Raw genomic sequence first — 22,376 nt, 5'->3', positions numbered from 1 at the left:
TGTCCGCTCGGCTCAAGCGAAGGTTACCTTGTATTTTCGCACGAAATCGACCGGATGGTAGGACCGTTTGGATTTTCTGAGTCCTTCCTCACCCATATCCTGTTCACGGTTCACCCGCTGAAGGTGAGGGTTGTGGGCGAGAAACATCTGGTTGACGGCCTGGTAGATGCCCTTGTACTCGGCAATCCCCTTCTCGAAGTGGATCAGAACGGTCTCGTCGTTCATCTGTTCCGCCACGGTGAAGGCGGCCATTTCATCCTCTACAATAACGGCGCCGCCGAAAATCCCGTCAAGATCGTCCCAGTAGGCCATAACGCGCGAAATGGCACGATTTTCCGAGGCGAGAGTCTCGTCGGATTCGCAGTCCCGCCATACGCACCAGTCTTCCTGCATCTCCAGGGCGTGATGGATGAGATCGGGGGTCAGCGTCTGATAAGCGTGGTCGTACTTTCGCAGGAACTGGTTCAGCAGATTTTTCTTCTTGTGATATCGATTTCCCTTGAGCTCGATGAGATCCTGAACCGAATAGAGATAGTCCCAGTGTTCTTCCGTGGCCGTGACGGCGATACGGTCCTTCAAAGCGTGTTTCCAGTGCCGGATCAGGGGTTCGGGAACCCGCATGACGATCGAATTTTCCGAAAATCGATCCCTGAGACGATCGGCCCAGTCCGCCTGTTCCCACTTTCCGACGGGAGCCCAGAACAATTCGGTGGGCCATGACTGACGAATCCAGACCAGATCGTCGTCCCATGCCCACTCAAGTCCGTATTCCCGCGCCCACCCCCACAGGTTGATGAAGCTGTAATCCGAAGCCTCCCACAGGGAATTCTTCAGACGTTCACGGTACGGCTGCTGTTTCTCCAGGGAGATGGGCTCAAACGCCAATGTCATTCTGTCCTCCGATTGGGTTGATAATGGACCGCTTGTACGGCGGGTTGTCTTTGGTCGTCAGCGTGATTAATTTAGTTGCAATTGCCTATCGTGTCAAAACTTTTCACAAAAAAACAGACAGCCCCGCCAACATCCGTCGTTTTTAAAACGTGATACGGGCAAGGGAGGGCGACATGAATGCACACCGGTTTTTCCAGACGTTTATATCCGAAAAGATCGACCGAAGGTCCTTCATCCGTCAGCAGTTCCACCTCGCCATGCTCCTTGCCGGCGGAATGGTTCTTCCCCGATCGATCTCGGGCGCCGGGGCGCCTGATATCGCCGTTGCCAGGGGTGCCCCGGGAGCGGCCGCCCGAAAAGCCGTCGCACTGCTTGGCGGCATCGACAAATTTGTAAAACCCGGTCAGAAGGTGGTCATCAAACCCAATATGAGCTTCGCCCACGATCCGGAGCGGGGAACCAACACCCATCCCGAAATCGTCAGAGAACTGGTGGCCATGTGTAAGGCGGCCGGCGCCGGGAGGGTGAGGGTGCTGGACCACCCGCTGCGGAAGCAGGAGCTTTGTATCGAAGGGATCAAAAAAGCCTGTGCCGTTTTCGATGAGGAGATGGTCTATGGTCTGACCAACAGCGAATTTTTTGCAAAGGTGCCGATTCCCCGCGGGGTCGAGATGAAAGAAACCGATGTCGTGCGGGATGTTCTGGAGTCGGACGTTCTCATCGCGGCGCCGGTGGCCAAGTCCCACGGCAGTGCGGGGGTCAGCCTCTCCATGAAGGGCATGATGGGGTTGATATGGGATCGCTGGGTCATGCATGTCCGCCATGATCTCCACTCATCCATCGTCGACCTGGCCGGCCTTCTGAAACCCGGTCTGGTGGTGGTGGACGCCACGCGGGTGCTTTCCACGGACGGACCTGCGGGCCCTGGGAAGGTGCTCAGAATGGATACGGTGATCGCATCGGCGGACATGGTGGCTGCCGACGCCCAGACCGTTCGCATGTTCGAATGGTACGGCCGCCGGTTCGAACCCCGCCAGGTCAAGCATATCCGCATCGCCCATGAACGGGGTCTGGGCCGCATGGACGTGGAAAACCTGATCGTTGCGGAAGCGGAAGCCTGAATCCATGGGTGTGGAGGGGCGTCTCCAAAGGATGCCAAAGCAGAATGGGCTGTTGACCGACCCGGCTGCGGCCGTATATAGTGCGGGGTAGAGGCTGAAGACTGAAGACTGAAGGGGGGCGCCTGTGACGAACGGAGCGGTTATCCCCCCCTTCAGCCTTCAGTCTTTAGTCTTTAGTCTACCAAGCCTTCAACCCTATGGATCGTCATGAGACCGTCTTTACAGAGAATCCTGCAAACGCTCAGCTTTCTCCTGTTTGCAGCCCTGATCACCCTGGCCGCTTTTCCGATGGTTTCCCCGCTGCCGGTGGACACTTTTCTGCGGATGGACCCCGTGGTTGCCCTCGCAAGCTGTCTGAGTGCGCGGACACTGATCGTCGTCCTGTGGCCGGCCGCGGCCTTCCTGTTGACGGCTCTGGTGCTTGGGCGTGTTTTCTGCGGCTATGTATGTCCGCTGGGCGCCCTCATCGATGCCTCGGATGGGCTCATTCGTCACGGCCGGGAACGCCGTCCCGGTGGGGAAACGGAACGGTTTGTCGCCTGGGGGCGGCTCAAATACCTGCTCCTCTTCTCGATCTCCGGCGCCGCTGTTGCGGGGGTGTCGCCGGCCGTCCTTGCTTCGCCAATTGTCCTCGTAACGCGCTTTTTCGGGCTGCTGATCTATCCGGCGGCCGCCTTGATCTGCAGTGCCGCGCTGACGCTCGTACGCCCTGCAGCCGATGCGCTGGGGTTGAGCGGCCTCGCTTATCTGCAGATCGACATTCCCCGATATGCATTCCAATGGTTTACGCTGACGACGGTGGGCGGGATCCTTGCCGCAGGGTGGCTGGCCCCGAGATTCTGGTGCCGGTATGTCTGTCCTGCAGGCGCCGCTTTCGCACTCTTTTCCGCGAAGCCGCTGATGCGGCGAAACGTCTCCGACGCCTGCGTGGCATGTGGCGGGTGCCGCAAGGCCTGCCCAATGGCGGCGATTCCTTCGAACCCCTTCGAGACGGCGTTCATGGCGTGTATCACCTGCCGTGCCTGTGAGCGGATGTGCCCGACCGGGGCGATTTCTTTCGCTGCGGGCGGGCCTGCATCGACGACGCCCCCCGCGCTTCCGAAACGCCGGGAGATGCTGCTGGCGGGTCTCGCCGGCGTCGGCACGGCGATGGTGGTCCTGACGGGATTGGGATATCGGCGAAACGAGATTGTCCCAGGCCGGATCCATCCCGCAGACCTGATCCGGCCGCCGGGGGCCGTTCCTGAAAACGATTTTCTTGCCCGCTGCGTTCGGTGCGGGGTCTGCATGAAGGCCTGCCCCACCAACACCCTTCAACCCATGGGGATGGGTGCCGGGCTTGAGTCTTTTTTTACCCCGCGGGTCACGCCTCGCCGGGGCGCCTGCGAACCCCTCTGCAACGTCTGCGGCCATGTCTGTCCCACCGGCGCCATACGGGCCCTGTCGCCGGAGGAGAAAATCTGGGCCAAGATCGGTACGGCCCAGATCCTGCGGCAGAAATGTCTGGCATGGGAATTCGACCGTGGATGCCTGGTCTGCGACGAGGTCTGTCCCTATGACGCCATCTCCCTCAGAACGGTTCCCGAGGCATCGGTTTCCGTGCCCTTTGTGGATGAATCCCGGTGCAGCGGATGCGGGTTCTGCGAACATTACTGCCCCGTTCAGGCCAGGCCTGCCGTCATCGTCGAACCCATGGAGGCGATGCGTCTTTCAGTGGGATCCTTCCGTGAACGGGGACGCGCGGCCGGGCTCGATCTCGCTATTGGCCGGCATCGGACGCCGGAAAGGACGCCGACCGTCAAAGGGGATGCTTCGGACGGCCTTCCGCCCGGATTCACCGATTAGGATCGTCGTCCGCTGAAGAGACCCGCCGCTAGGGCTGCTCCGGCACTGTCCCGGAGACCGGCACCGTCTTGACGTTGATGCCGATCAGGCCGCCCTTCAGTGTCATCCGATGCGGGGTCCCGTCCCGGACCACCACCATTTCAATGGTGTCCGCATCCGCCTTCTCCTTCACGATGGAAACCAACTGCTGGGTGTTTTCGATGCGGATGCCGTCATATTCGATCACCAGATCGCCTTCGCGAAGATCGAGGTCTTCCGCCTGAGTCCCGGTGTTGACGTTGCTCACCTGGACCGCCTTTTCCGACGCATCCTGAGGACTCGGCGCCGCTTCGCCGGCTTCGGGTCCGATTTCCGGAACAGCAGCCGCCAGAGGCGGCGTGGCGCCCGTCCTGGCCTTCGGTACGACGGAAACCCGGTGCAACTGGGTCTGGTTGTAGAAAAACGCGTAGTTCGTTTCATCCAGGTTGCGGAGAAGACGCTTGATGGCGACCTCCACGGACTCGTCCGCCGCCGAGAAGCTGATCGACTCCCCCAGGCGGGCATCGAGTCCCGTCACCTCGACGCTGCATTCGCGTTGAATGGCGGCGAGAATTTCTCCCAAAGGCCGGTTCGCCGCTTCAAGGGTGATCTGCTGATTATCGGGCGGAACCGGCGGCAAGGCCGCTTCCGAAAGGAGGGTCGCACCTTGTGCCGGCATCACCCCCGCTGCGAGAATCCAAAACCATATCATGCATGAAAGGCCGCTTCGGAAGAAGCGGAAAATCGTGTTCATATCGTCACTCCATACCCGACCGGATCATTTGCTTGAACGGCCCCGACACTTTTCGGGGCAGCGTCGCAAACCATCAGTGGATCGTTGAGATCAAGCGAATTATTTGTTACAGTATATCCGTTCAGGTCCAATGAATCAAGGCCGGAAACCGATGGCGTGAGGCCGGACCTTTCAGGATCGCGTCTTTTTGGATCTTCATTCGCAATGCAGGGGAGAGGGAGTGCTCATGGTCAATATTCCGGGAACCGTCGTCGGTATTATGATTCTCTTTATCGGACGAAAGCTTTTCTGGCTCTTCGTGGGCAGCCTTGGGCTCATGGCTGGACTGACCTATACCGAAAGGTTTTTAGGGCCCCAGGAGGAGTACGTCATCCTGGGCATTGCCGTATTGATCGGCCTCCTTTTTGCCGTGTCCGCTTTCCTCCTGAAGAAGATCGCCGTCGGTGTGGCGGGCTTTATGGTCGGCGCCTACGTCACGTTCTATTTCCTCAAGGTGTTCGGTTATCACGAAACCCAGTTCGTCTGGCTGATATGCCTCCTTGGAGGGATCGTGGGAATCGCTCTCATGGCCTTTCTGTTTGATTGGGCCATTATATTTCTGTCTTCCGTTTTCGGAGCGGTTCTGGTGATTCAGTCCATCGCTCTCGAGCCCCACATCACCCCGTGGGCGTTTTTCGGCATGGTCATCCTCGGCTGCGCCGCTCAAGCGAAAATCATGTATTCGGAGCCGGGGATGCGGGGGCGTCGGTGACGACTTTCCGGGCCGCCCGGAGCAAGCTTTGGCGGCACTTGAACTAAACCGCGCAGGGCGCGGGCCGTATCCTCCCGGCACCGGCCTGTGAGAGTCGAAAGTTGAGAAGAGATACTGAATCCGGTATGACTTGCCGCCGCAGCGGCGCGAGAAGGAAGACGAGATGAATCGGTTTTTGACGGATGCAAAGATTATCCAGGCAGAGCTCGGCGAGATCCGAAGGGATCTCCATCGGCACCCTGAAACCGGGATGACCGAAACGCGGACGGCCCGGATTGTCGCCGATTATCTGAAGGGGTTGGGTCTTTCGGTTCGGGAAGGGGTCGGCGGCACCGGAGTGGTGGGCTTGCTGTATGGGCAAAGAAAGACCCGAACGGTCGCCTTTCGAGCGGATATGGACGCCCTGCCGATGACGGATCGCACAGCGGGCGAACATCGCTCGCGCATCGACGGCAAAGCCCATGCCTGCGGCCATGACGGCCATACCGCCATGTTGCTGGGAGCGGCGGCGCTCCTCCGCCGTGGTGCCGAAACCCTCGAGGGCAACGTCAAATTCATCTTCCAGCCCAGCGAAGAGCGGTTGCCCGGCGGGGCGCTGCCCATGATCCGCGACGGTGTTCTCGACACCCCCCGGGTGGACGGGCTTTTCACCTGTCACGTCCATCCCGGTGTCCCCCAGGGGTCTGTGATGGTGACGCCGGGGTATTGCACGGTGTCATCGGCGGGGTTCACCCTCGAGGTGATCGGAAAGGGCGGGCATGTGGCTCTTCCCCATCAGGCGGTGGACCCCATCGTCATGGCCGCGGATTGTATCAATGCCGCCCAGACCATCATATCCCGGAGAACCGACCCGCTGGATTCGATTATCCTCGCATTCGGGACGATCCACGGCGGGACCGCCAACAACATCATCCCGGACACCGTGACGCTTGAAGGCACCATCCGGGCTTTGAGCCCGAAGCAGCGGGATCGTGTCGTTGCCATGTTCCGGGAGACCGTCGAAGCGACCGCCCGAAAGCACGGCGGGGATTTCCGTCTCGATGTCAGGATGGAGTATCCGTCCGTTTACAACGCCCTCGGCATGGTCTCCATTCTTCGGGAGGCGGCTGCAAAGGTCGTGGGGGCATCCCGGGTGATCTGTACCGAGCGGCCGTTCATGGGGGGCGAGGATGTCGCCTATTTTCACGAGCGGATTCCGGGCGTCTTCTGGTTCATGGGGACGGGTAACCCGGACATGGGTTTCGATCACCCCCTTCACAGTCCTCTGTTCGATTTCGACGAGACAGTGCTTTCCCTGGGGGCGGCCATCCATGCCCAATGTGCGGCGGACTTCCTGTCGGCGACCGTCGTGCCCCGGGTTCCGGGCGCGGAGACCCGCCGGCAGGGGTGCGAGGCATCCCGGAACCGGCCATGAAGCGTCCTCCGGGTCATCTCTCCGGGCTTTTCACCGACGGCCTGGAATGTCGGCAGTCGGTTCTCCAGCCGGATGTTCGACATGAATCCGGCCGCCTGCCGACCCCGGTTCAGATGTCGGTTTCAGACGGCCACGGCCCGACTTTACGCTTCAGCAGCATCCAGTCTTCGTCCACCATCCCCTGAATTGTATCGTAATCGACCTCGGATAAATGGCTGAAGCGTCCTTGGACCTGAAGATAATCCCTGACCGGGCGGGGGGAGGCATCCTGATTGAGGGTATAGTGAATGCCGTCAGTCACTTCGTAAAGGGGAAAAATACGGGTCTGCACCGCCAGTCGGGCGATCTTGATGCACTGATCGGTGGGGACCCGCCACCCTGTGGGACAGGTGGCGAAAACATGGATGAAGCGGCTGCCGCCCTTGAGCATCCGTGCTCGCTGGAATTTCCGGATCATGTCTTCGGGAAAGGCGATACTGGCGGTTGCGGCGTAAGGGATGCGGTGGGCCGCCAGGGCCTCCACGATATTTTTTTTCCGGGTCTGCTTCCAGTTCGAACCGGGCGTCGTGGTGGTGCGCGTCCCGAAGGGCGTTGACGAACTGCGCTGGACGCCGGTGTTCATATAGGCCTCATTGTCGTAACAGACATAGATGAAATCCTCGTTGCGCTCCACTGCACCGGAGAGGGCCTGGAAACCGATGTCAAAGGTGCCGCCGTCGCCGGCCCAGGCCACCACGACGGTGTCGGTGTCGCCTTTCATGTCGAGCGCTGCCCGAAGACCGCTGGCCGCTGCGCCGGCCGTCGCAAAAGCGGTGTGCAGGATCGGGACCTTGAGGGAGGACTGAGGATGAGAACCGGCGATGATGGCCCAGCAGCAGGCGGGAATCACCATCATGGTTTTTTCGCCCAGGGCGCGGAGGGCGAATTTCATGGCTACCGTGGCGCCGCAGCCGGGACAGCCCACGTGTCCGGAGGTCATGTAATCGGTCTGGGGGAGTGGCGATCTGATCATGATTGAAACCCTTTTTCCTTAAAATGTTCAATTTCCGGTATTCAGAGGCCGGTGGCGACAGAGGACGACCCACGCTCCCTGCGGATTCGTTCACGTGCCGCTGAAGCTTGCTCCGGTCGGTCCGGAAACCCGCCGGCGCTCAAACAGTCCGGGCCGCTCTACTACAGACTGAAGGCTACAGGGGGATGCCTGCGGCGAAAGGGGCGTTGATGCCTATTCAGTCTTCAGCCTTGAGTCTCTATCCGTCAGGCGGTCCGTCACACCGGGCATATCCCGGGGTCCAGCCCGACCCAGACGCTTTCAATCTCCGGATGATCCGCCGATTTGGAACGACGGTAAATCTCCTCGATGATCTCGGGTGTGACGTCCCGACCACCCAGACCGGAAATGTAGCTGAAAACCGACGGCTGCCGTTCGCCGTGATAGAGAGCGGCCCTTATTTCCTGGGCGAAGATGCCGCCCAGGCCGAAACAGAAATTCCGGTCGAGCACGGCGATTTTTTGTGCGTTGCCGACCAGACGCCTCAGAAGATCCGTCGGGAAAGGTCGAAACATCCGGATTTTCAGGAGACCGACCTTTTCGCCGCGATCCCTCAGATCGTCCACCACCTGGCGGCTGGTGCTGACGGCCGTTCCGGCCATTGCCAGGATGATCTCCGCGTCCTCGCATCGATAGGCCTCGAGCATGCCGTAGCGTCTGCCGAAAATATCTTCGAAATCGTTTTCGGCCGTCGTGTAAAGGTCGGGTACCCGTCGCATGCCCGCCTGAATGTCGTATCGCATCTCCATGTAACATCCGGGAGGGGCCATCTGGCTGAGGGCGAAAGGCTCCCGGGTGTCGAGTTGAATCCTGGGGCGGTATGCCGGCAGGAATCGGTCCGCCGTCGCCTGATCGGGGATGTCCACCGGCTCGTAGGTGTGGGAGAGGAAGAATGCGTCCAACACCACCATGACCGGAAGGTCGGCGGATTCGGCCAGACGGAAGGCGAGGAGGGTCGTGTCCAGTGCCTCCTGACCGTCTTCGCAATACAGCTGAATCCACCCGGTATCCCGCTGGGCCAAACTGTCGGTCTGGTCCATCCAGATGTTCCATCCCGGCCCCAACGCCCGGTTGACCTCGGCCATGACGATGGGGAGACGGGCGGCCGAGGCCCAATGGAGCAGTTCATGCATCAGCGCCAGGCCGTGGGATGAGGTGGCCGTGAAGGTCCGGGCGCCGCCGCTGGCGGCCCCGATGACCGCCGCCATGGCTGAATGCTCGCTTTCCACGCAGATGAACCGGCCCGCCATCCGGCCCTGGGCGCAGTATTCCGACAGGGCCTCCACGATATGGGTCTGGGGGGTGATGGGATAGGCCGACATCACCTGAACTCTCGCCAATCGGACCGCTTCGGAAACGGCATGGCTGCCTTCCACCACTTCTTTCATGACTGCTCCTCCTCAAGGGTCATGGCGTTCCTGGGGCATTCCACCACGCAGATGCCGCAGCCCTTGCAGTAATCCAGGTTGATGCACCGGGTGCCGTCCATATAAATCGCCACTTCCGGGCAATAAAGGCGACAGTTGTCACAGTCGTTGCAGATGCCGCAATTGAAGCATCTCGTCGCCTCCCTGACGGCTGTCTCCGGGCTGTAACCGCCTTCGACCTCCTCAAAGGCGGTTCGTCGTTCCAATGGGGAAAGGGTTGGCGGCACGGCGCGGTCGGCCGGCGTAAAGTAATCGGTGTTGATGGCGGTGTAGGGAACGATGGCGGGATTCCGGGATTTACGGCTTCCGGAAAGGTAGATCTCCATGGAGAGGGCCGGCCCGTCGCCGACACGGCATTGAGCGATCCGTTCCGGGATCCCCGCCTTCCCTTCCCGGAAGAGGGTGTCGAGCATCATGGCGGCCTGTTTCCCGGATGCCACGGCGTCGGTGACGCTCCTGACCGGGGCCGTCAGGTCTCCACCGAAAACCAGAGGCAGCCCGGACGCGGGATGCGCCCACAGGGTGCAGTGGCTCATCCTGAGCACATCCGGCCGCTGTTCGGGAGGACGGTACCAGCTTTCCGAGGGCTCGGCACCGATGGCCGAATAGACCTGGTCGACCTTGAGAATGCGGGTTCGTTCACCGTCAGGCACCACGCGGCAGCGACCTCCGGCGGTTTCCATGTCGGTGATCCGCATCTCTTGAAGGGTGAGGGTCAACCGGTCGCCGTCGTTGTCGATTCGAACCGGCGCCGCAAGCTCCATAAGCCGGATGCCTTCGGCCAGCGCCATCCTGATTTCATGGTCGAAGGCGGGCATGTCCCGGCGCCGTCTGCGGTAGACGATAACGGTATCCACTCCCAGGCGAATGAGAGATCGCGCCACGTCGACGGCCGTATTGCCGCCGCCGATGACGGCCGCGGTTCCACCGCTGCAGGTGTTTTCGCCGCGGCGGATGTCGTGGAGGTATCGGAGTCCGTCCTGAACCTTTTCCCCGCCGGGAATGCCCATCTGAAGGGAATGTCCGTGGCCGCACCCCAAAAAGACGGCGTCGTAGGATGCCGCCGCTCCCGCGAGGAATTCAGCGGTCACCGGCTTCCTGCAGTAGATGTTGACCCCCATGTCGACGATTCGGGAGATTTCGGCCTTGAGGGCGTCCTCGGGCAGCCGATACCAGGGGATGCCCCACCGCAGCACGCCGCCGGGCTCGCTGTCCGCGTCAAAAACATCGCAGGCATGTCCCAGGCGGGTCAGGAAATAGGCGGCGGAGAGTCCCGCCGGCCCGGCGCCGGCGATGGCGATTTTTTTCCCATGGATTGCCCGCCGGTCGGCTTCGGCCTCGTCTCCATAAAACGGGTGGGGAACGGCATAGGCATTTTCAATGGCCATGTCTCCGACGAACCGTTCCAGGTGATGGATGCCGACGGGGCTGTCCATCCGCCCGCGATTGCAGACCCCCTCGCAGGGGTGAAAACAGACCCGTCCGCAGACGGCCGGAAAGGGGTTTTCTCTCAGGATCGTCTCCCATGCGGCCGGAAACATGCCTTGACCCACCAGCATCTCGATGCGGGCGATGTCTTCTCCGACAGGGCAGGCACTGCTGCATGGAGCGGTTTTTTCGTCATAGCCCGGCCGTACGAAGCGCCAGGATCCGGTCTTGTTGATCTCGGTAGAGATGTTCGATCGCGATATCCGCATCGGCGTCTCTTTCATGATTTCCGGATCATACGTCATCTTTATTCCCTGCCTCCGTTGTGGTGTTTGAAAAACGGACCTCCGCGTAGGCCTGTTTGGCGGCGGCGATATTTTCCTCCTGCTTGATGGGAATCTCCTGTCGGATCGCCTCTTCAACGGCGTCCATGGGGGGCATCCCGAGGATCCTGGCGAATGCGCCGATCATGGCCGTGTTGATGATGGGGTGGGTTCTCGTGCCCAGGTGATGGGTCGTGGCGATCCGTGCTGCGTCAACGGTCGCCGTCCGAAAACCGTTGAAGGCTCCGGCGGCCGTCGGTTCGGCTGTGTTGAGCAGTATCCATCCCCCGGGCTTGAGTCCGCGCGTGATGTCGACGCTCTCCAGAAGCTTCACGTCCTGAACCAGAACATGGTCCGGGGTGTAGATGTTGCTTCGAATCCGAATCTTCCGGTGATCGAGACGAAGATAGGCCTCAACCGGCGCTCCTCGGCGCTCGACGCCGAATACCGGGAAGGTCTGAACATAATATCCCGCTTTGAAAAAGGCCTTGGCCAGGATGATGGACGCCACCACCGTCCCCTGCCCGCCGCGGCCGTGAAACCGTATTTCTTCCATGACGCACCCCCCGCCTTCTGTTCTCTGCCGTTGTCTCGGAATTTACGAGCCGTTTTGGAATTCGATGCTTCCCGGGATGCGGCGGCAAAGAACCCCCCCCGCAACCGTGTCGGGTTTTCGGCCGAAAAAGGGGTCAGCATACCCGAGATTCTCAACCTTTGCAAGACCGCGGTTGGATTGTCTCTTCCATTTTCGTGGTGATTGGGATATATCAGCCGAGGTCAAACCCAATATTCCTTCAAGGGGGCGCAATGCGGTCTTTCATTCAATATGGAAATCAGCTCCGGGAGCTCTTCGCCGCCCAGCAGCTGGCGGTTCTGGCCACCGATGCGGGGGGTCGTCCCTATACCAACCTCGTTGCCTTTGCGGCGACCGATGATCTCAAAACACTCGTCTTCGCCACGCTCCGGGAGACCCGCAAGTTTTCAAACATCACGCATAACCCTCATGTTTCCCTCCTGATCGACAGCCGATCCAACCAGGTGACGGATTTCCAGGACGCCGTCGCCCTCACGGCCTTGGGGACCGGCGAGGAGGTCTCCGGCGAAGCCAGGGACACCCTGCTTTCCCTGTACCTGGCGCGGCACGCCCATCTGTCGACCTTTGTAAGAACCCCGTCCTGCGCTCTCGTGGCGGTCGCCGTTCGCGAGTACTGCCTGGTGAGCCGATTCCAGAATGTCGACGTATGGAAGATGTCACAGTGAGGCGCGGGTTCGGCCCTGATGTGAACCGAACCGTCGATGCAATATCCGTCTCTTATCCAATCCGTTCCCAATTCAATTCATCCCCATCCATTTGTTTCCTCAGTCGTTCGTAGAAATTTCCGCGCCGGAGCGAAGGCGATCCGCCTGTCGATGACGGCTTCAGGATAGCCGGTTTTACACCCTGTAAAAAATGTCGACAGGGCCGTATGCCCCGGCCTGTGAAATATGAAATCACCATGTCATAAAATATAACGAATTTAATATATTGGATCAATTATGGTGTGTGGCACAATGCTTGCTGTAGATAGTTCGGCAACATCCATGTGCGATAGGGGACCGCCACTGTTCAATAAACGGTTCAAACGGAGACCTGTCATGAAACCGAGCTATTATAAATCGATACAGAACAAGATCCTGATCAGTATGATCCTGGTCCCGGTCGTTTCGTTTGCCCTGAGCCTCCTGCTGGGATCCTATTATTTGACGAACTCTCTGCAGCGCTCCACCATCGCAAGTCTTCAACGGATTGTTTCCGATCATCGCCATATGATCGAATCCTTTCTCACTGAGCGTGCCCACGACCTGCAATTCATCCTCAATACCTATTCCTATGATGACCTGAGCCAGGCGGATCATCTCGGCCGGGTGTTCAAAAACCTCCAGGAACAATCAGGGGCGTTCGTGGACCTGGGGGTGTTTGACCAGGACGGCAACCACGTGGCCTACAACGGGCCCTACGAGCTGAAATGGAAGAACTACGGTTCGGAGAAATGGTTTCAGCGGGCCATGGGGGATGGGATCTACATCAGCGATATCTTTCTGGGGTACCGTCAGGTGCCGCACTTCATCATCGCCGTCAGCAAAAGTGACGGCGGTCGCAGGTGGACCGTCCGCGCCACCATCGACACCCAGTTTTTCACGCAGTTGGTGGAAAGGGTCCGTATCGGCAAGACCGGTGAGGCGTATCTCCTCAATTCCGACGGGGTCCTGCAGACCCGGCAGCGCTCCGGCAGGGATCTGATGGAGAATCCCCTGGACCAGGTCGAATACCCCGGTGATCTCGACAACATTCATACGTACCTCGCGAAGGATATTACCGGAGAAGACTTTCTGTATGCCACCACCTGGCTGAAAGACAAGGAGTGGCTGCTGGTCGTCCGTCAGGAAAAAGCGGAATCCCTCCGGTCACTGATGGCCGCAACCTACGGCATCATTCTGATTTCGATCATCGCGCTTTCGGCCATCGTTGTCGTGGCGTTTTATATCACCGGCCGGATCATCCAGCGGATGAAGGAGATGGACACGGAAAAAGAGAGCCTCAACCAGCAATTGATCAGGGCGCAGCGATTGGCGGAGCTTGGAGAGATGGCGGCTGGGTTTGCCCACGAGATCAACAACCCGCTGCAGATCATTCGAAGCGAACAGGCCTTGATCGAGATGAATTTTCAGGATCTCAAGGAGAGCGGTGCGCTTGAGCCGTCGGAAGCCTTGACGGAGCTCGATGATTCCATGGAGCAGATCAAACTCCAGATCGATCGGTGCGCCGGCATCACCCAGGCCATTCTCAAATTCGGCCGCCAGGGCGAACCCCGTATGCAGAACGTGGACCTCACCGTCTTCATTCCCCAGGTCACGGACATGGTGGCCAAAAAAGCGAGCGTCAACGGCATTGAAATCATCCAGGAGATTGCCGAAGACACCCCTCCGGTCCACGGGGACCCGGGGCAGCTTCAGCAGGTTCTGCTCAATCTCTTCAACAATGCCATGGATGCGGTCATTCATCGGCACGGCGCATCCGGAGGACAGCTCGCGATCCGGACATCGGCTGCCGAAGGCCGGCATACCCGAATCGTTGTCGGGGATAACGGGTGCGGGATCGACGCCGATAACATCAAAAAGATATTCAGCCCGTTTTTCACGACCAAGCCGCCGGGGAAGGGCACCGGTCTGGGTCTGTCGGTTTGCTACGGCATCATCAATACCATGGGCGGAACCATGGAGGTTGAGAGCAGTCCGGGTTCCGGCTCGACCTTTACCATCCTTCTGCCTTCGGCGTCGATTTAGGAAAATGATAAACCAATCAGACAGAATGGGGGAATCAGCATGGAGCAAATGAAAATGATGTTGGTGGACGACGAGGAGCGTTTTCTAACGACGACCCAGAAATTGTTGAACAAGAAAGGCTATGATGTCCAGATCGCGTCGAGTGGCCAGGAAGCCTTGGAGATATTGGAAAGGAAGATCATCCACGTGGTCATTCTCGATGTCAAGATGCCGGGAATGGACGGCATCGAGACCCTCAAACAGATCAAGTCCCGCTTCCCCCTGGTGGAGGTGATCATGCTCACCGGGCACGCTACCGTGGAGTCGGCCGTCGACGGCCTCAAGTCGGGGGCCACCGATTATCTCATGAAGCCCACCGGTCTTGAGGAACTGATCCGGAAGGCGGAAGAGGCCTTTGAAAAATGGAAGCGCATGGAGGAGAAGATTCGGCTGGCCACCAGCAAAAAATACATGAAATCGCCTCGGGAGATCCTCAAGGAATCCGAGCCGGAATAATGCCCGACGGGTTGATTGCCTGCACATCGGACCGGATCATTCAACAAAGGGAGTCACACATGTCTGAGAAAATCAAGGTGCTGATGGTCGACGACGAAGCCAAGTTTCGTGAGACCACTTCGAAAATCCTACGTAAACGAGGTCTGGACACCACGATGGCCGCAACGGGAGAAGAGGCCGTCGACATTCTGACAAAGGAGCCGATGGACGTGGTCGTGCTCGACATCAGGATGCCGGGTATGGACGGCCACGAGGCCCTGGCCAGAATCAAGGAAATCCGTTCAGACACACAGGTGATCATGCTCACCGGGCACGGCGGCGTGGAATCCGCCAAGGCTTCCCTTGAAAAAGGGGCCTTCGACTATCTGAGCAAACCGTGCGACATCGACCTTTTGGTCTCTAAAATCAATGACGCTCACAGGGCTATCCACGACACCGAAGCGTGGGCCACTGAAAAAAAAGCCGGCGAGGTCATGATCCGCGTGGAGGAGTACACCACGATTCAGGGGGATCAGAGCGTCAGGGAAGCCATCGAACACCTGATGCGATCGTTCGAGGGTCTTATCGCCAGCGGATCCGTCATGGAAACCGGACACCGGTCGATTCTGGTGTTCGACCGTGACGGGGATATCGAGGGCATCTTGAGCATCCAGGATCTGATCGGGGCTGTTCGGCCCGCCTATCTTTCCGCACCAAAGCCGTCCATGGCCGATGCCATGCAGTATTCAGCCATGTTCTGGACAGGGCTCTTTACCAGCCAGGCAAAAAAACTGGCTGACGTCATGGTTTCCGACATCATGTCCGCCACGCCGCCGAGCGTGGACGAGAACGCCAACCTCATGGAACTTGCGGATATCATGTACAGCCGCAATGCCAGGCGGGTCGTGGTCACCAACGCCAAGGGGCGGGTGATCGGGGTTGTCCGGGAACAGGAGCTTTTCTTTGAGATGGCGAAGATCATCCTCAAGTGAGGCCGCTTCAGGGCCTAATCCGGCCGGAAAGGAGAGAAGAAGGATGTCGATGAAAAACGCCTTTGGCATGGGTAGCGGCGGCCGGACCGGGCTGCGCGAATCCGATGGATATTCTTGAAAGGAGATTCTGATGTCGGCTGCAAAAAAGAAAAAGGTCACCGGTTACGATAAATATGTGGACTGGAAGTTTTTCATCGTTCCGGTCGTACTTTTTTTCCTGATCCTCGTTCTGCCGACGCCTTACGGCATGAAGGACGTGGGAACGGAATACAAGGTGGGGCCCGGGGCGGTGATCAACCTTATCACCCAGGACCTCTTCGGGAAATCGAGTTCGGACGCGGAGCAGTGGCAGTTGGTGGCGGCCCAGATGATGGAGCAGAATCTCCGTATGGGCGCGTTGACCAAAAACCGGTTCATGAAACGCGACTACAAATGGGTCCGTAAAAACAATATTCAATCGAGCGAGGCCAACTTTAACCGGGCCAGTGAATGGATCGAGGGGAACGTCACCGACGAGCGTTTTGCCGCATTGATGAAAAGCGCCATGGATCTCCGCCGGGACGGGCTCAAGTACGAGAATCTCACCGGGAGGGAAAAAGAGGCGGCGGATAAGGGGGCCTGGCACATCAAGGTGGCCATCGCCATGGGCGCTTTCGTGGTGCTCTGTTTTCTCACCGAATGCATCCCGCTTCCCGGGGTCTCCTTCTGCATCGGCCTGATCCTCGTCTTCTGCGGTGTCGTGGGTCGGGAAGAGGTGGCCATGCTCTATTGGAGCGACGCCTGCTGGTTTATCATGGGCAGCCTGATGTTCGCGGCGGCCTTCGTCAAGACCGGCGTGGACAAGCGGGTCTGCATGATGATGTTCAAACGCCTCGCCGTGCCCAACATCCGGGCCATCACCCTGATCTTCATCGTCATTATCGCACCCCTGGCGGCTTTTATCTCCGATCATGCCCTGGCGGCCATGTTTCTACCCATCGGCATGCTCCTTTACCAGAACAGTCTCACCAAGGAAATTCCGGAAGATCCCGAACTGGGGAAGATGATCATGATCGCCATCGCCATGGCCTGCAACGTCGGCGGGCCGGGAGCGCCTTCGGGCGGTGCGCGGAACGTGATCATGATGACCTACCTCACCGACATGTTCGGGGTGGACATCGGCTATTTCCAGTGGGTCACCTATTGCTTTCCCTTTGTCATCGTCATGATTCCCATCACCTGGATCATCGTCAACTGGCGGTTCAAGCCCCGCATCACCTCCCTGGCTCCGGCCATGGAAAATCTGCAGCGGGAGATCGGGAAAATGGGCGCATGGAACCGTTCCCAGAAAATCGCCCTGGTGATCTTCGTTGTCATGGTCTTCGGGTGGTTCACTGAAAAGGAGTTTTACTCACTGGGGATCTATCCGGTGCGCCTGGGCATCGGGGTCATTGCCGTGGCCGGCGCCGTCGCCTATCTGCTCACCGGCATCGTCAACTGGCGTGACTACCAGGAGAAGGTGGACTGGGGCGTGGTCTGGCTCTATGCCGGCGCCATCATCTTCGGCCGAACCCTGGACGAGACCGGCGCGGCCTACTGGCTGGCCCGATCGGTCATCGAGGTTCTGGCGCCGCTGGGAATGGACTCGGGGCTGCCCCTCATGGCCACCTCCAACGCGCTTACGGCCGTCATCACGAACCTGATGGCGGACGGTCCGGCAGCTGCCGCCGTAGGCCCCATCACCCTCAATATGGCAGGTCTGGTCCATCCGGGGACGACCTATCTGCCCTTCATGGCCATGGCCACGGCCATTGCCTCGTCCTTTGCGTACTGTCTGATCATCGGCACGCCGCCCAACGCCATTGTCTACGCCAGCGGATATCTGGAGCCCAAGGACTACCTTCGGGCCGGCATACCGGTCTTTTTCGCCTCCAATATCCTTCTCCTGCTCATGACGGCGCTGTACTGGACCTGGCGGGGGTTTGGGGGGATGCCCGCCTACTGAGAAAGCAGGCGGGCGCGGGCGTTGATCATGAAGGTCAAGGGGCAACGCACCGAAAGATCGTCTACACTGAACCGCCTTCGCAAGGCCCCGGATAGAGGCTTTGCGGAGGCTTTCCGACAAGGAGTCAAAAAAATGGGGAAAGCACGCGATCCAAAATCGTTGAAAGCCGTCCGGCACGAGGCGGGGGTCACCTATTTCACCCGGGAAGCCGAACGACGACTCTTTTTTTTCCTGACCATCATCATGCTTATCCTGGGAATTATTTATAAAATCGGATGGTTGTGATGGAAAACCCAACAGGGGCCCAACGATTTTCGCTGCGTTTTTATCTGCGCACGCTGTCACAGCTTCTGGGAAGCCCCCGGCGATTTTTCGAGGAACTGCCGGAGAATATGGGGATGCGGCTTCCCTTCTGGTTTCTTCTGGTCTCCAGCATCATCTTCACGGCGGCCGGCCTCATGAACGCGGCGGTGGGCCCCTGGGTCGCAGCAACCATTTTCATGGCCAATGCCGTGGGCATGGTGTTCGTCACTTCGGGCCTGGGTTACATGACGGCCATGCTGACCCTCGGCCGAAGGCATTCCTATGTCCGGTTTTTTACGATATACGCCTTTGCGGCCGGGGTGACCCTGCCCGCCTCCTGGATGCCCTACTTCCTCTTCATCACCGAGCCCTGGAAATGGTGGCTGATCTTCACGGGATTGACCCGGTGGCTTCGGTTGACCTGGCAACAGGCCCTGATGGTGATCGGACTTTCCATCGGTCTTATCATTCTCCTTTTCTGGACGCTGCTTCCCGTCATTTCGAAACCCTAGCCCTTATTCTTCCGTTACCTTCCCTTTGTGGACAGCCACGGGATGATCCTGCATACGGAGCCGTCGTTGTCCGGATAGGGCAAAACTTGTGCAAAAAAAGCGCCTTCCCTTTGGAAAGGCGCTTCCGATTTTTTTTAACCCGTCAGGGCCGTTTGGTATCTGTTTCAGGAAGGGGCGGGGGAGCCTCCCCGATGCCGTTACTGAACCATGCGTCGTCCTTTTATCCCCCGCATGCCAAGGGTGCTGATGAAGTGTTCCGGCACGGGGCAGACCGTGCCGAATCTGTTTTCCCGGTTCAGGACCAATACCCTGGCCTTTTTGAGAGAGTTGAATTCGGTGGCGGTCGCCGCCGTATAGGCTCCCATCATGTGACCCACGACGATGGTGCCCAGGGGAAGGTTCGGCAGAGGAATGTCCTCGGCGATCACATCGATGCTGTCGCAGGTCGGGCCGGCGAAGACGCTGGGATAGACCGGGCCGTCCTCGGCGAAAATTTCCAGATGATAGCGGACATGGTCGAATATCTGTCCGCTGAAGGAACCGTAGACGCCGTCGTCCAGATAGTACCATTTCATTCCCTGCCGGTCGGCGCGGCCCACTACGGTGGTGACGGTTCGGGCCGCGGGGGCACAGATGAAGCGCCCCGGTTCGGCAATGACCCTCACGTGGGCCGGCAGCTGAGACAAGGCCTCACGGATAGGGGCGCAGTAGGCGGCGATGTCGACCTCCCGGTCCTCATAGGAAACCGGAAATCCGCCGCCGATGTCCAGGATGCTGAGGGGCATGGTCGCGACATCGTGGTGCCGGCGTATCAGCACGTTACAGGTTTCGATGGCCTGAACCTGCTGCCGGGTGTCGGTGCATTGGGACCCCACGTGGAAGGAGAGACCCTTGATGTGGATGCCGGCCCGCTCCGCCAGCTGGAGTATGGACGGGACCTGATCCGCGGAACACCCGAACTTCCTGGACAGGTCCACCAGAGCCGACGGACTCCGGAAACTGACCCTGAGAAGGATTCCCACCCGATTGCGGTAAGGAATGAATTTCAGGAGTTCGTCAGGGTTGTCGACCACGAAGGTGGTGCAGCCGTACCGGAGGGCATCCCGGATATCCCGATCCCGTTTGACGGGATGGGTATGGATCGTCCGCCGCGGGGCGACATGGATTTGTCGCAGTACCTCGATTTCGCCGGTGCTGGCGATGTCGAACCCCGCCCCCTCTTCATGAAGCACCGACAGGAGGTCGGGATGGGGCAGGGCCTTGACGGCGTAGTAAAGGTCCACCTCGGGAAGCGCCTGTCTCAGCGAGCGGTATTGCCGACGTGCAACGTCGCAATCCAGAAGAAACAACGGCGACCCATGGGCGACAGTCAGCTCGCGGTAGCGAGCGTCCATATCGACGGAAGACAGCTTAAAGGTATTCATTATCGCTCTTTCCAACGGCTTTCAGCACGTATTGGGGCAGTGCGAAAGCCGAAAAATGAATTTCCGGATTGTAGTAACGGGTCGTAATTCCGCTTTTCCGGTAACGCTCTCTCAGGGTGGCGATGTCGGTGCGCCGGTGACGCGGTTCGTCCGTCGCCCAGGCGAAATACATCGCGCCGCCCACATATGAGGGAACGGCGGCGGTATAGAAATGCCAGTCGCCGAACAGGGACTCGAGGTGTTCCCCGGTCTGACGGATTTCATCCATCTGGTGAAAGGCGACGCCGTTCTGGGTAACCAGGATGCCGCCGGGATTGAGACATTTTCTGCATGCGGCATAGAAGGATTCCGTGAAGAGCGCTTCGCCCGGTCCGATGGGATCGGTGCTGTCCGAAATGATGACGTCGAATCTCTGTTGGGTCTCCCGAACGAAATGAATGCCGTCGTCGATGACGATCTCGGCCCTGGGGTCGTCGTAAGCGCCGGCGCTGTGGCCGGGAAGATACCTTCGGCACATGTCGATGACGGCCTGGTCGATTTCCACCTGGGTGACGCGACGAACCGTATCGTGCCGGCAGACTTCCCTCAGCATGCCGCCGTCTCCCCCGCCCACGATCAGGACGCTCTCGACGTTTCCATGGGCGAGAATCGGCACGTGCGACATCATTTCATGATAAATGAATTCATCCTTTTCCGTGGTCTGGACAATGCCGTCCAGGGCCATGACCCGCCCGAAGATGACATTCTTGAAAATGACAAGATGCTGATGGTCGGTTTTGACCTCGTGCAGCAGCTCATCCACTCGAAACTCCTGGGCGTAAGCGTCATAAAGGGTTTCTGAAAAATTACGCATGATCAAGTACCCCTCGAAGATTTTCGCTGACGATGATTTTCTTGGGATAGAACGCTTTGCTCAGCACTGGAATGGCCTCTGCCGGCTGGGAGTTCCCACACATGAACACGTCGAAAGCGGCATAGTCGCGCTCAGGCCAGGTGTGAACGCTGATATGCGATTCCGCCAGAACGGCCACCCCCGAGATCCCCCCGTTGGGCGTAAAATGGTGAAGATGAATGTGCAGCAGCGTCGCCTGGGCTTTATCGACGCAGTCCCGCAACGCTTTCTCCATCCGTTCCAGATCGTCCAGGTGCTTCGCGCCCCAAAGATCGATGATCAGATGTATGCCGGCGAAAACGACATCATCTCTTTTGATAAAGTGATCCTGGGGTGTTTCGTCGGAGAGAAGATTGTGATGTTCAGGCCAGTGTTTCTTCGTAGCGGTTTGTTTAAAAGGATGAACGACGTCGCGACCGACAAGAGCTTCTTTAATCATCCATTCGCCCCCCTCTTTCTGGGTATTTTCTGATTGGGTTGTAACAAAATAGCGCCGGGGTCAGAAAGAGCCGTATGGGCGACTGGCCGGCGCTGCTAATCGGGTGACATAAATCTCCTATTCTTTGCAGGCAAAAAAAAAGACGCGCGCTATTTAATGCAGGTGGAAAAAAATCGCAAGCTTTTTTTGCAGGCAACCTGCCTTTTTTTCCCTGAAAGAAATCCGGACGTCTGCAATCGCGAAACCTTGACGGCATCACGTGACTTGTTGGATCATCAACATGATGATATAACAGAATATTTGAACCCTGTTTCCGTTCAGCGTTCGGTATTCATGGGCCGCGCCCCGCCGACACCTTTTTCCGGCCACCAGGATGAAAGCCGAAAATTGAGTTTACCAGTATACGGTGACCGGCGGTATGATCGCCGGCATCCAGCCCCGGGGCGTCACGTCCGCCAGACTGATGTCGATGGACAGATCGGGTCTCACGTTGAGAACGACCTTGTAGGCTTTCGGCGGCAGCCCCTCACCGGGATCCGAAAAGGCATACTGGCCCCTGGCATTGGTCCGGGTTTTGGCAACCACCGTTCCCCCGGCGTCGTCGATTTTGACGAGTAAAACAGGTATGGGTTTATGCCGGATTCCGTCTCCTTTGACAGTGCCAAGGAGCCACCATTCCGAAGCATACTGGACGGCCGGAAGGAACAACAGAAAAAACATCACCGAAATCAGCATCATGAGGATCCGTTTCATCATTGCCTCCCCGGGTCCGGATATGTATTCAGATCCGTCGGTCACTGCCGCTGATATGGACGGCGCATCGTCCGTCCACCATCTATTTTAAAAGGATTGACCTCAAATATACACACCGTTCTCAAAAGATCAAGCAAATCCCGGAATAAATCCCAATTCAACTTTCGACTTTCATGCGATGGCCGGATGGAGGTGCCGGGAGGATGCGGCCCGCGCCCGACGCGGTTTCGTTCAAGTGTCGCTAAAGCTTGCTCCG

At 58.7% G+C, this 22,376-nt stretch carries 22 protein-coding genes; 11 read left to right on the top strand and 11 right to left on the bottom strand.

Annotated elements, in window-relative coordinates; translation table 11 throughout:
• Window positions 1-12 precede the first annotated feature (12 nt).
• The gene (locus tag AB7S84_RS08050; protein ID WP_428153827.1) at window positions 13-891 is read right to left on the bottom strand and encodes a DUF2156 domain-containing protein; all 879 of its coding nucleotides are present in this window, start codon (window positions 889-891) and stop codon (window positions 13-15) included.
• 173 nt (window positions 892-1,064) lie between these two features.
• Between AB7S84_RS08050 and AB7S84_RS08045 the strand changes: the two genes are divergently transcribed.
• Together AB7S84_RS08045 and AB7S84_RS08040 are read left to right on the top strand one after the other, a co-directional pair.
• Window positions 1,065-2,012: a DUF362 domain-containing protein gene (locus AB7S84_RS08045; RefSeq protein ID WP_020876390.1), complete on the top strand. Its 948-nt coding sequence runs from the start codon at window positions 1,065-1,067 to the stop codon at window positions 2,010-2,012.
• Between the two features lie 207 nt (window positions 2,013-2,219).
• Window positions 2,220-3,857 carry a 4Fe-4S binding protein gene (locus tag AB7S84_RS08040; RefSeq protein WP_020876389.1) on the top strand — a complete coding sequence of 546 codons (1,638 nt, stop codon included), beginning with the start codon at window positions 2,220-2,222 and terminating at the stop codon, window positions 3,855-3,857.
• Window positions 3,858-3,885: 28 nt separating this feature from the next.
• Here AB7S84_RS08040 and AB7S84_RS08035 read toward each other — a convergent pair whose 3' ends face one another.
• Window positions 3,886-4,629, bottom strand: a complete 744-nt coding sequence (locus tag AB7S84_RS08035) for a PDZ domain-containing protein (protein ID WP_428153824.1) — start codon at window positions 4,627-4,629, stop codon at window positions 3,886-3,888.
• 226 nt (window positions 4,630-4,855) lie between these two features.
• Here AB7S84_RS08035 and AB7S84_RS08030 point away from each other — a divergent pair, with 226 nt between their 5' ends.
• Both AB7S84_RS08030 and AB7S84_RS08025 read left to right on the top strand, forming a co-directional pair.
• Window positions 4,856-5,380, top strand: coding sequence for a DUF4203 domain-containing protein (locus tag AB7S84_RS08030; protein ID WP_020876387.1), 525 nt, complete (start codon window positions 4,856-4,858; stop codon window positions 5,378-5,380).
• 163 nt (window positions 5,381-5,543) lie between these two features.
• Window positions 5,544-6,794 (top strand): M20 metallopeptidase family protein, encoded by a 1,251-nt coding sequence (locus tag AB7S84_RS08025; protein WP_428153822.1) that lies wholly within the window; start codon window positions 5,544-5,546, stop codon window positions 6,792-6,794.
• 109 nt (window positions 6,795-6,903) lie between these two features.
• Here the strand turns inward: AB7S84_RS08025 and AB7S84_RS08020 are convergent, their stop codons facing one another.
• The 4 genes from AB7S84_RS08020 to AB7S84_RS08005 form a co-directional block, all read right to left on the bottom strand.
• A complete protein-coding gene (locus AB7S84_RS08020) occupies window positions 6,904-7,806 on the bottom strand; it encodes a thiamine pyrophosphate-dependent enzyme (protein ID WP_020876385.1) in 903 nt (300 codons plus the stop codon).
• Between the two features lie 257 nt (window positions 7,807-8,063).
• Window positions 8,064-9,233 carry a pyruvate ferredoxin oxidoreductase gene (gene porA, locus AB7S84_RS08015; protein WP_428153819.1) on the bottom strand — a complete coding sequence of 390 codons (1,170 nt, stop codon included), beginning with the start codon at window positions 9,231-9,233 and terminating at the stop codon, window positions 8,064-8,066.
• A complete protein-coding gene (locus tag AB7S84_RS08010; protein ID WP_428153817.1) occupies window positions 9,230-11,005 on the bottom strand; it encodes an FAD-dependent oxidoreductase in 1,776 nt (591 codons plus the stop codon). The genes porA and AB7S84_RS08010 overlap by 4 nt, the downstream gene beginning before the upstream one ends.
• A complete protein-coding gene (locus tag AB7S84_RS08005; protein ID WP_020876382.1) occupies window positions 10,995-11,579 on the bottom strand; it encodes a 2-oxoacid:acceptor oxidoreductase family protein in 585 nt (194 codons plus the stop codon). Before AB7S84_RS08005 ends, AB7S84_RS08010 begins: the two co-directional genes overlap by 11 nt.
• Before the next feature lie 251 nt (window positions 11,580-11,830).
• Here AB7S84_RS08005 and AB7S84_RS08000 point away from each other — a divergent pair, with 251 nt between their 5' ends.
• The 7 genes from AB7S84_RS08000 (at window position 11,831) to AB7S84_RS07970 (ending at window position 18,612) form a co-directional block, all read left to right on the top strand.
• Window positions 11,831-12,283: a pyridoxamine 5'-phosphate oxidase family protein gene (locus AB7S84_RS08000; RefSeq protein ID WP_428153814.1), complete on the top strand. Its 453-nt coding sequence runs from the start codon at window positions 11,831-11,833 to the stop codon at window positions 12,281-12,283.
• A gap of 375 nt (window positions 12,284-12,658) precedes the next feature.
• A complete protein-coding gene (locus tag AB7S84_RS07995) occupies window positions 12,659-14,347 on the top strand; it encodes a sensor histidine kinase (protein ID WP_428153812.1) in 1,689 nt (562 codons plus the stop codon).
• Between the two features lie 39 nt (window positions 14,348-14,386).
• Window positions 14,387-14,842, top strand: a complete 456-nt coding sequence (locus AB7S84_RS07990; RefSeq protein WP_040414767.1) for a response regulator — start codon at window positions 14,387-14,389, stop codon at window positions 14,840-14,842.
• A gap of 59 nt (window positions 14,843-14,901) precedes the next feature.
• Window positions 14,902-15,813 carry a CBS domain-containing protein gene (locus tag AB7S84_RS07985; protein ID WP_040414790.1) on the top strand — a complete coding sequence of 304 codons (912 nt, stop codon included), beginning with the start codon at window positions 14,902-14,904 and terminating at the stop codon, window positions 15,811-15,813.
• A gap of 130 nt (window positions 15,814-15,943) precedes the next feature.
• The gene (locus AB7S84_RS07980) at window positions 15,944-17,797 is read left to right on the top strand and encodes an SLC13 family permease (protein WP_428153809.1); all 1,854 of its coding nucleotides are present in this window, start codon (window positions 15,944-15,946) and stop codon (window positions 17,795-17,797) included.
• 132 nt (window positions 17,798-17,929) lie between these two features.
• A complete protein-coding gene (locus AB7S84_RS07975; RefSeq protein WP_428153806.1) occupies window positions 17,930-18,082 on the top strand; it encodes a hypothetical protein in 153 nt (50 codons plus the stop codon).
• Window positions 18,082-18,612, top strand: a complete 531-nt coding sequence (locus AB7S84_RS07970; protein WP_020876375.1) for a YIP1 family protein — start codon at window positions 18,082-18,084, stop codon at window positions 18,610-18,612. The genes AB7S84_RS07975 and AB7S84_RS07970 overlap by 1 nt, the downstream gene beginning before the upstream one ends.
• Before the next feature lie 197 nt (window positions 18,613-18,809).
• On the opposite strand, the gene AB7S84_RS07965 is transcribed toward AB7S84_RS07970, so the two are convergent.
• From AB7S84_RS07965 to AB7S84_RS07945, 5 genes are all read right to left on the bottom strand, one after another.
• Window positions 18,810-20,036 carry a type III PLP-dependent enzyme gene (locus AB7S84_RS07965; RefSeq protein WP_428153804.1) on the bottom strand — a complete coding sequence of 409 codons (1,227 nt, stop codon included), beginning with the start codon at window positions 20,034-20,036 and terminating at the stop codon, window positions 18,810-18,812.
• Window positions 20,023-20,889 carry a polyamine aminopropyltransferase gene (gene speE / locus AB7S84_RS07960; RefSeq protein WP_428153802.1) on the bottom strand — a complete coding sequence of 289 codons (867 nt, stop codon included), beginning with the start codon at window positions 20,887-20,889 and terminating at the stop codon, window positions 20,023-20,025. Before speE ends, AB7S84_RS07965 begins: the two co-directional genes overlap by 14 nt.
• On the bottom strand, window positions 20,882-21,367 hold the full coding sequence (gene speD, locus AB7S84_RS07955; RefSeq protein ID WP_020876372.1) for an adenosylmethionine decarboxylase: 486 nt from the start codon (window positions 21,365-21,367) through the stop codon (window positions 20,882-20,884). Before speD ends, speE begins: the two co-directional genes overlap by 8 nt.
• 393 nt (window positions 21,368-21,760) lie before the next feature.
• The gene (locus AB7S84_RS07950) at window positions 21,761-22,123 is read right to left on the bottom strand and encodes a hypothetical protein (protein WP_144016410.1); all 363 of its coding nucleotides are present in this window, start codon (window positions 22,121-22,123) and stop codon (window positions 21,761-21,763) included.
• Window positions 22,124-22,161: 38 nt separating this feature from the next.
• The coding region (locus AB7S84_RS07945; RefSeq protein WP_428153799.1) for a hypothetical protein at window positions 22,162-22,376 on the bottom strand (215 nt) is incomplete at its 5' end.

The organism is Desulfococcus sp. (genome assembly GCF_050178255.1).
Lineage (GTDB): Bacteria > Desulfobacterota > Desulfobacteria > Desulfobacterales > Desulfococcaceae > Desulfococcus > Desulfococcus multivorans.
The sequence above is the reverse complement of the archived record's forward strand: the minus strand, read 5'-3'. Positions and strand labels throughout refer to the sequence as shown.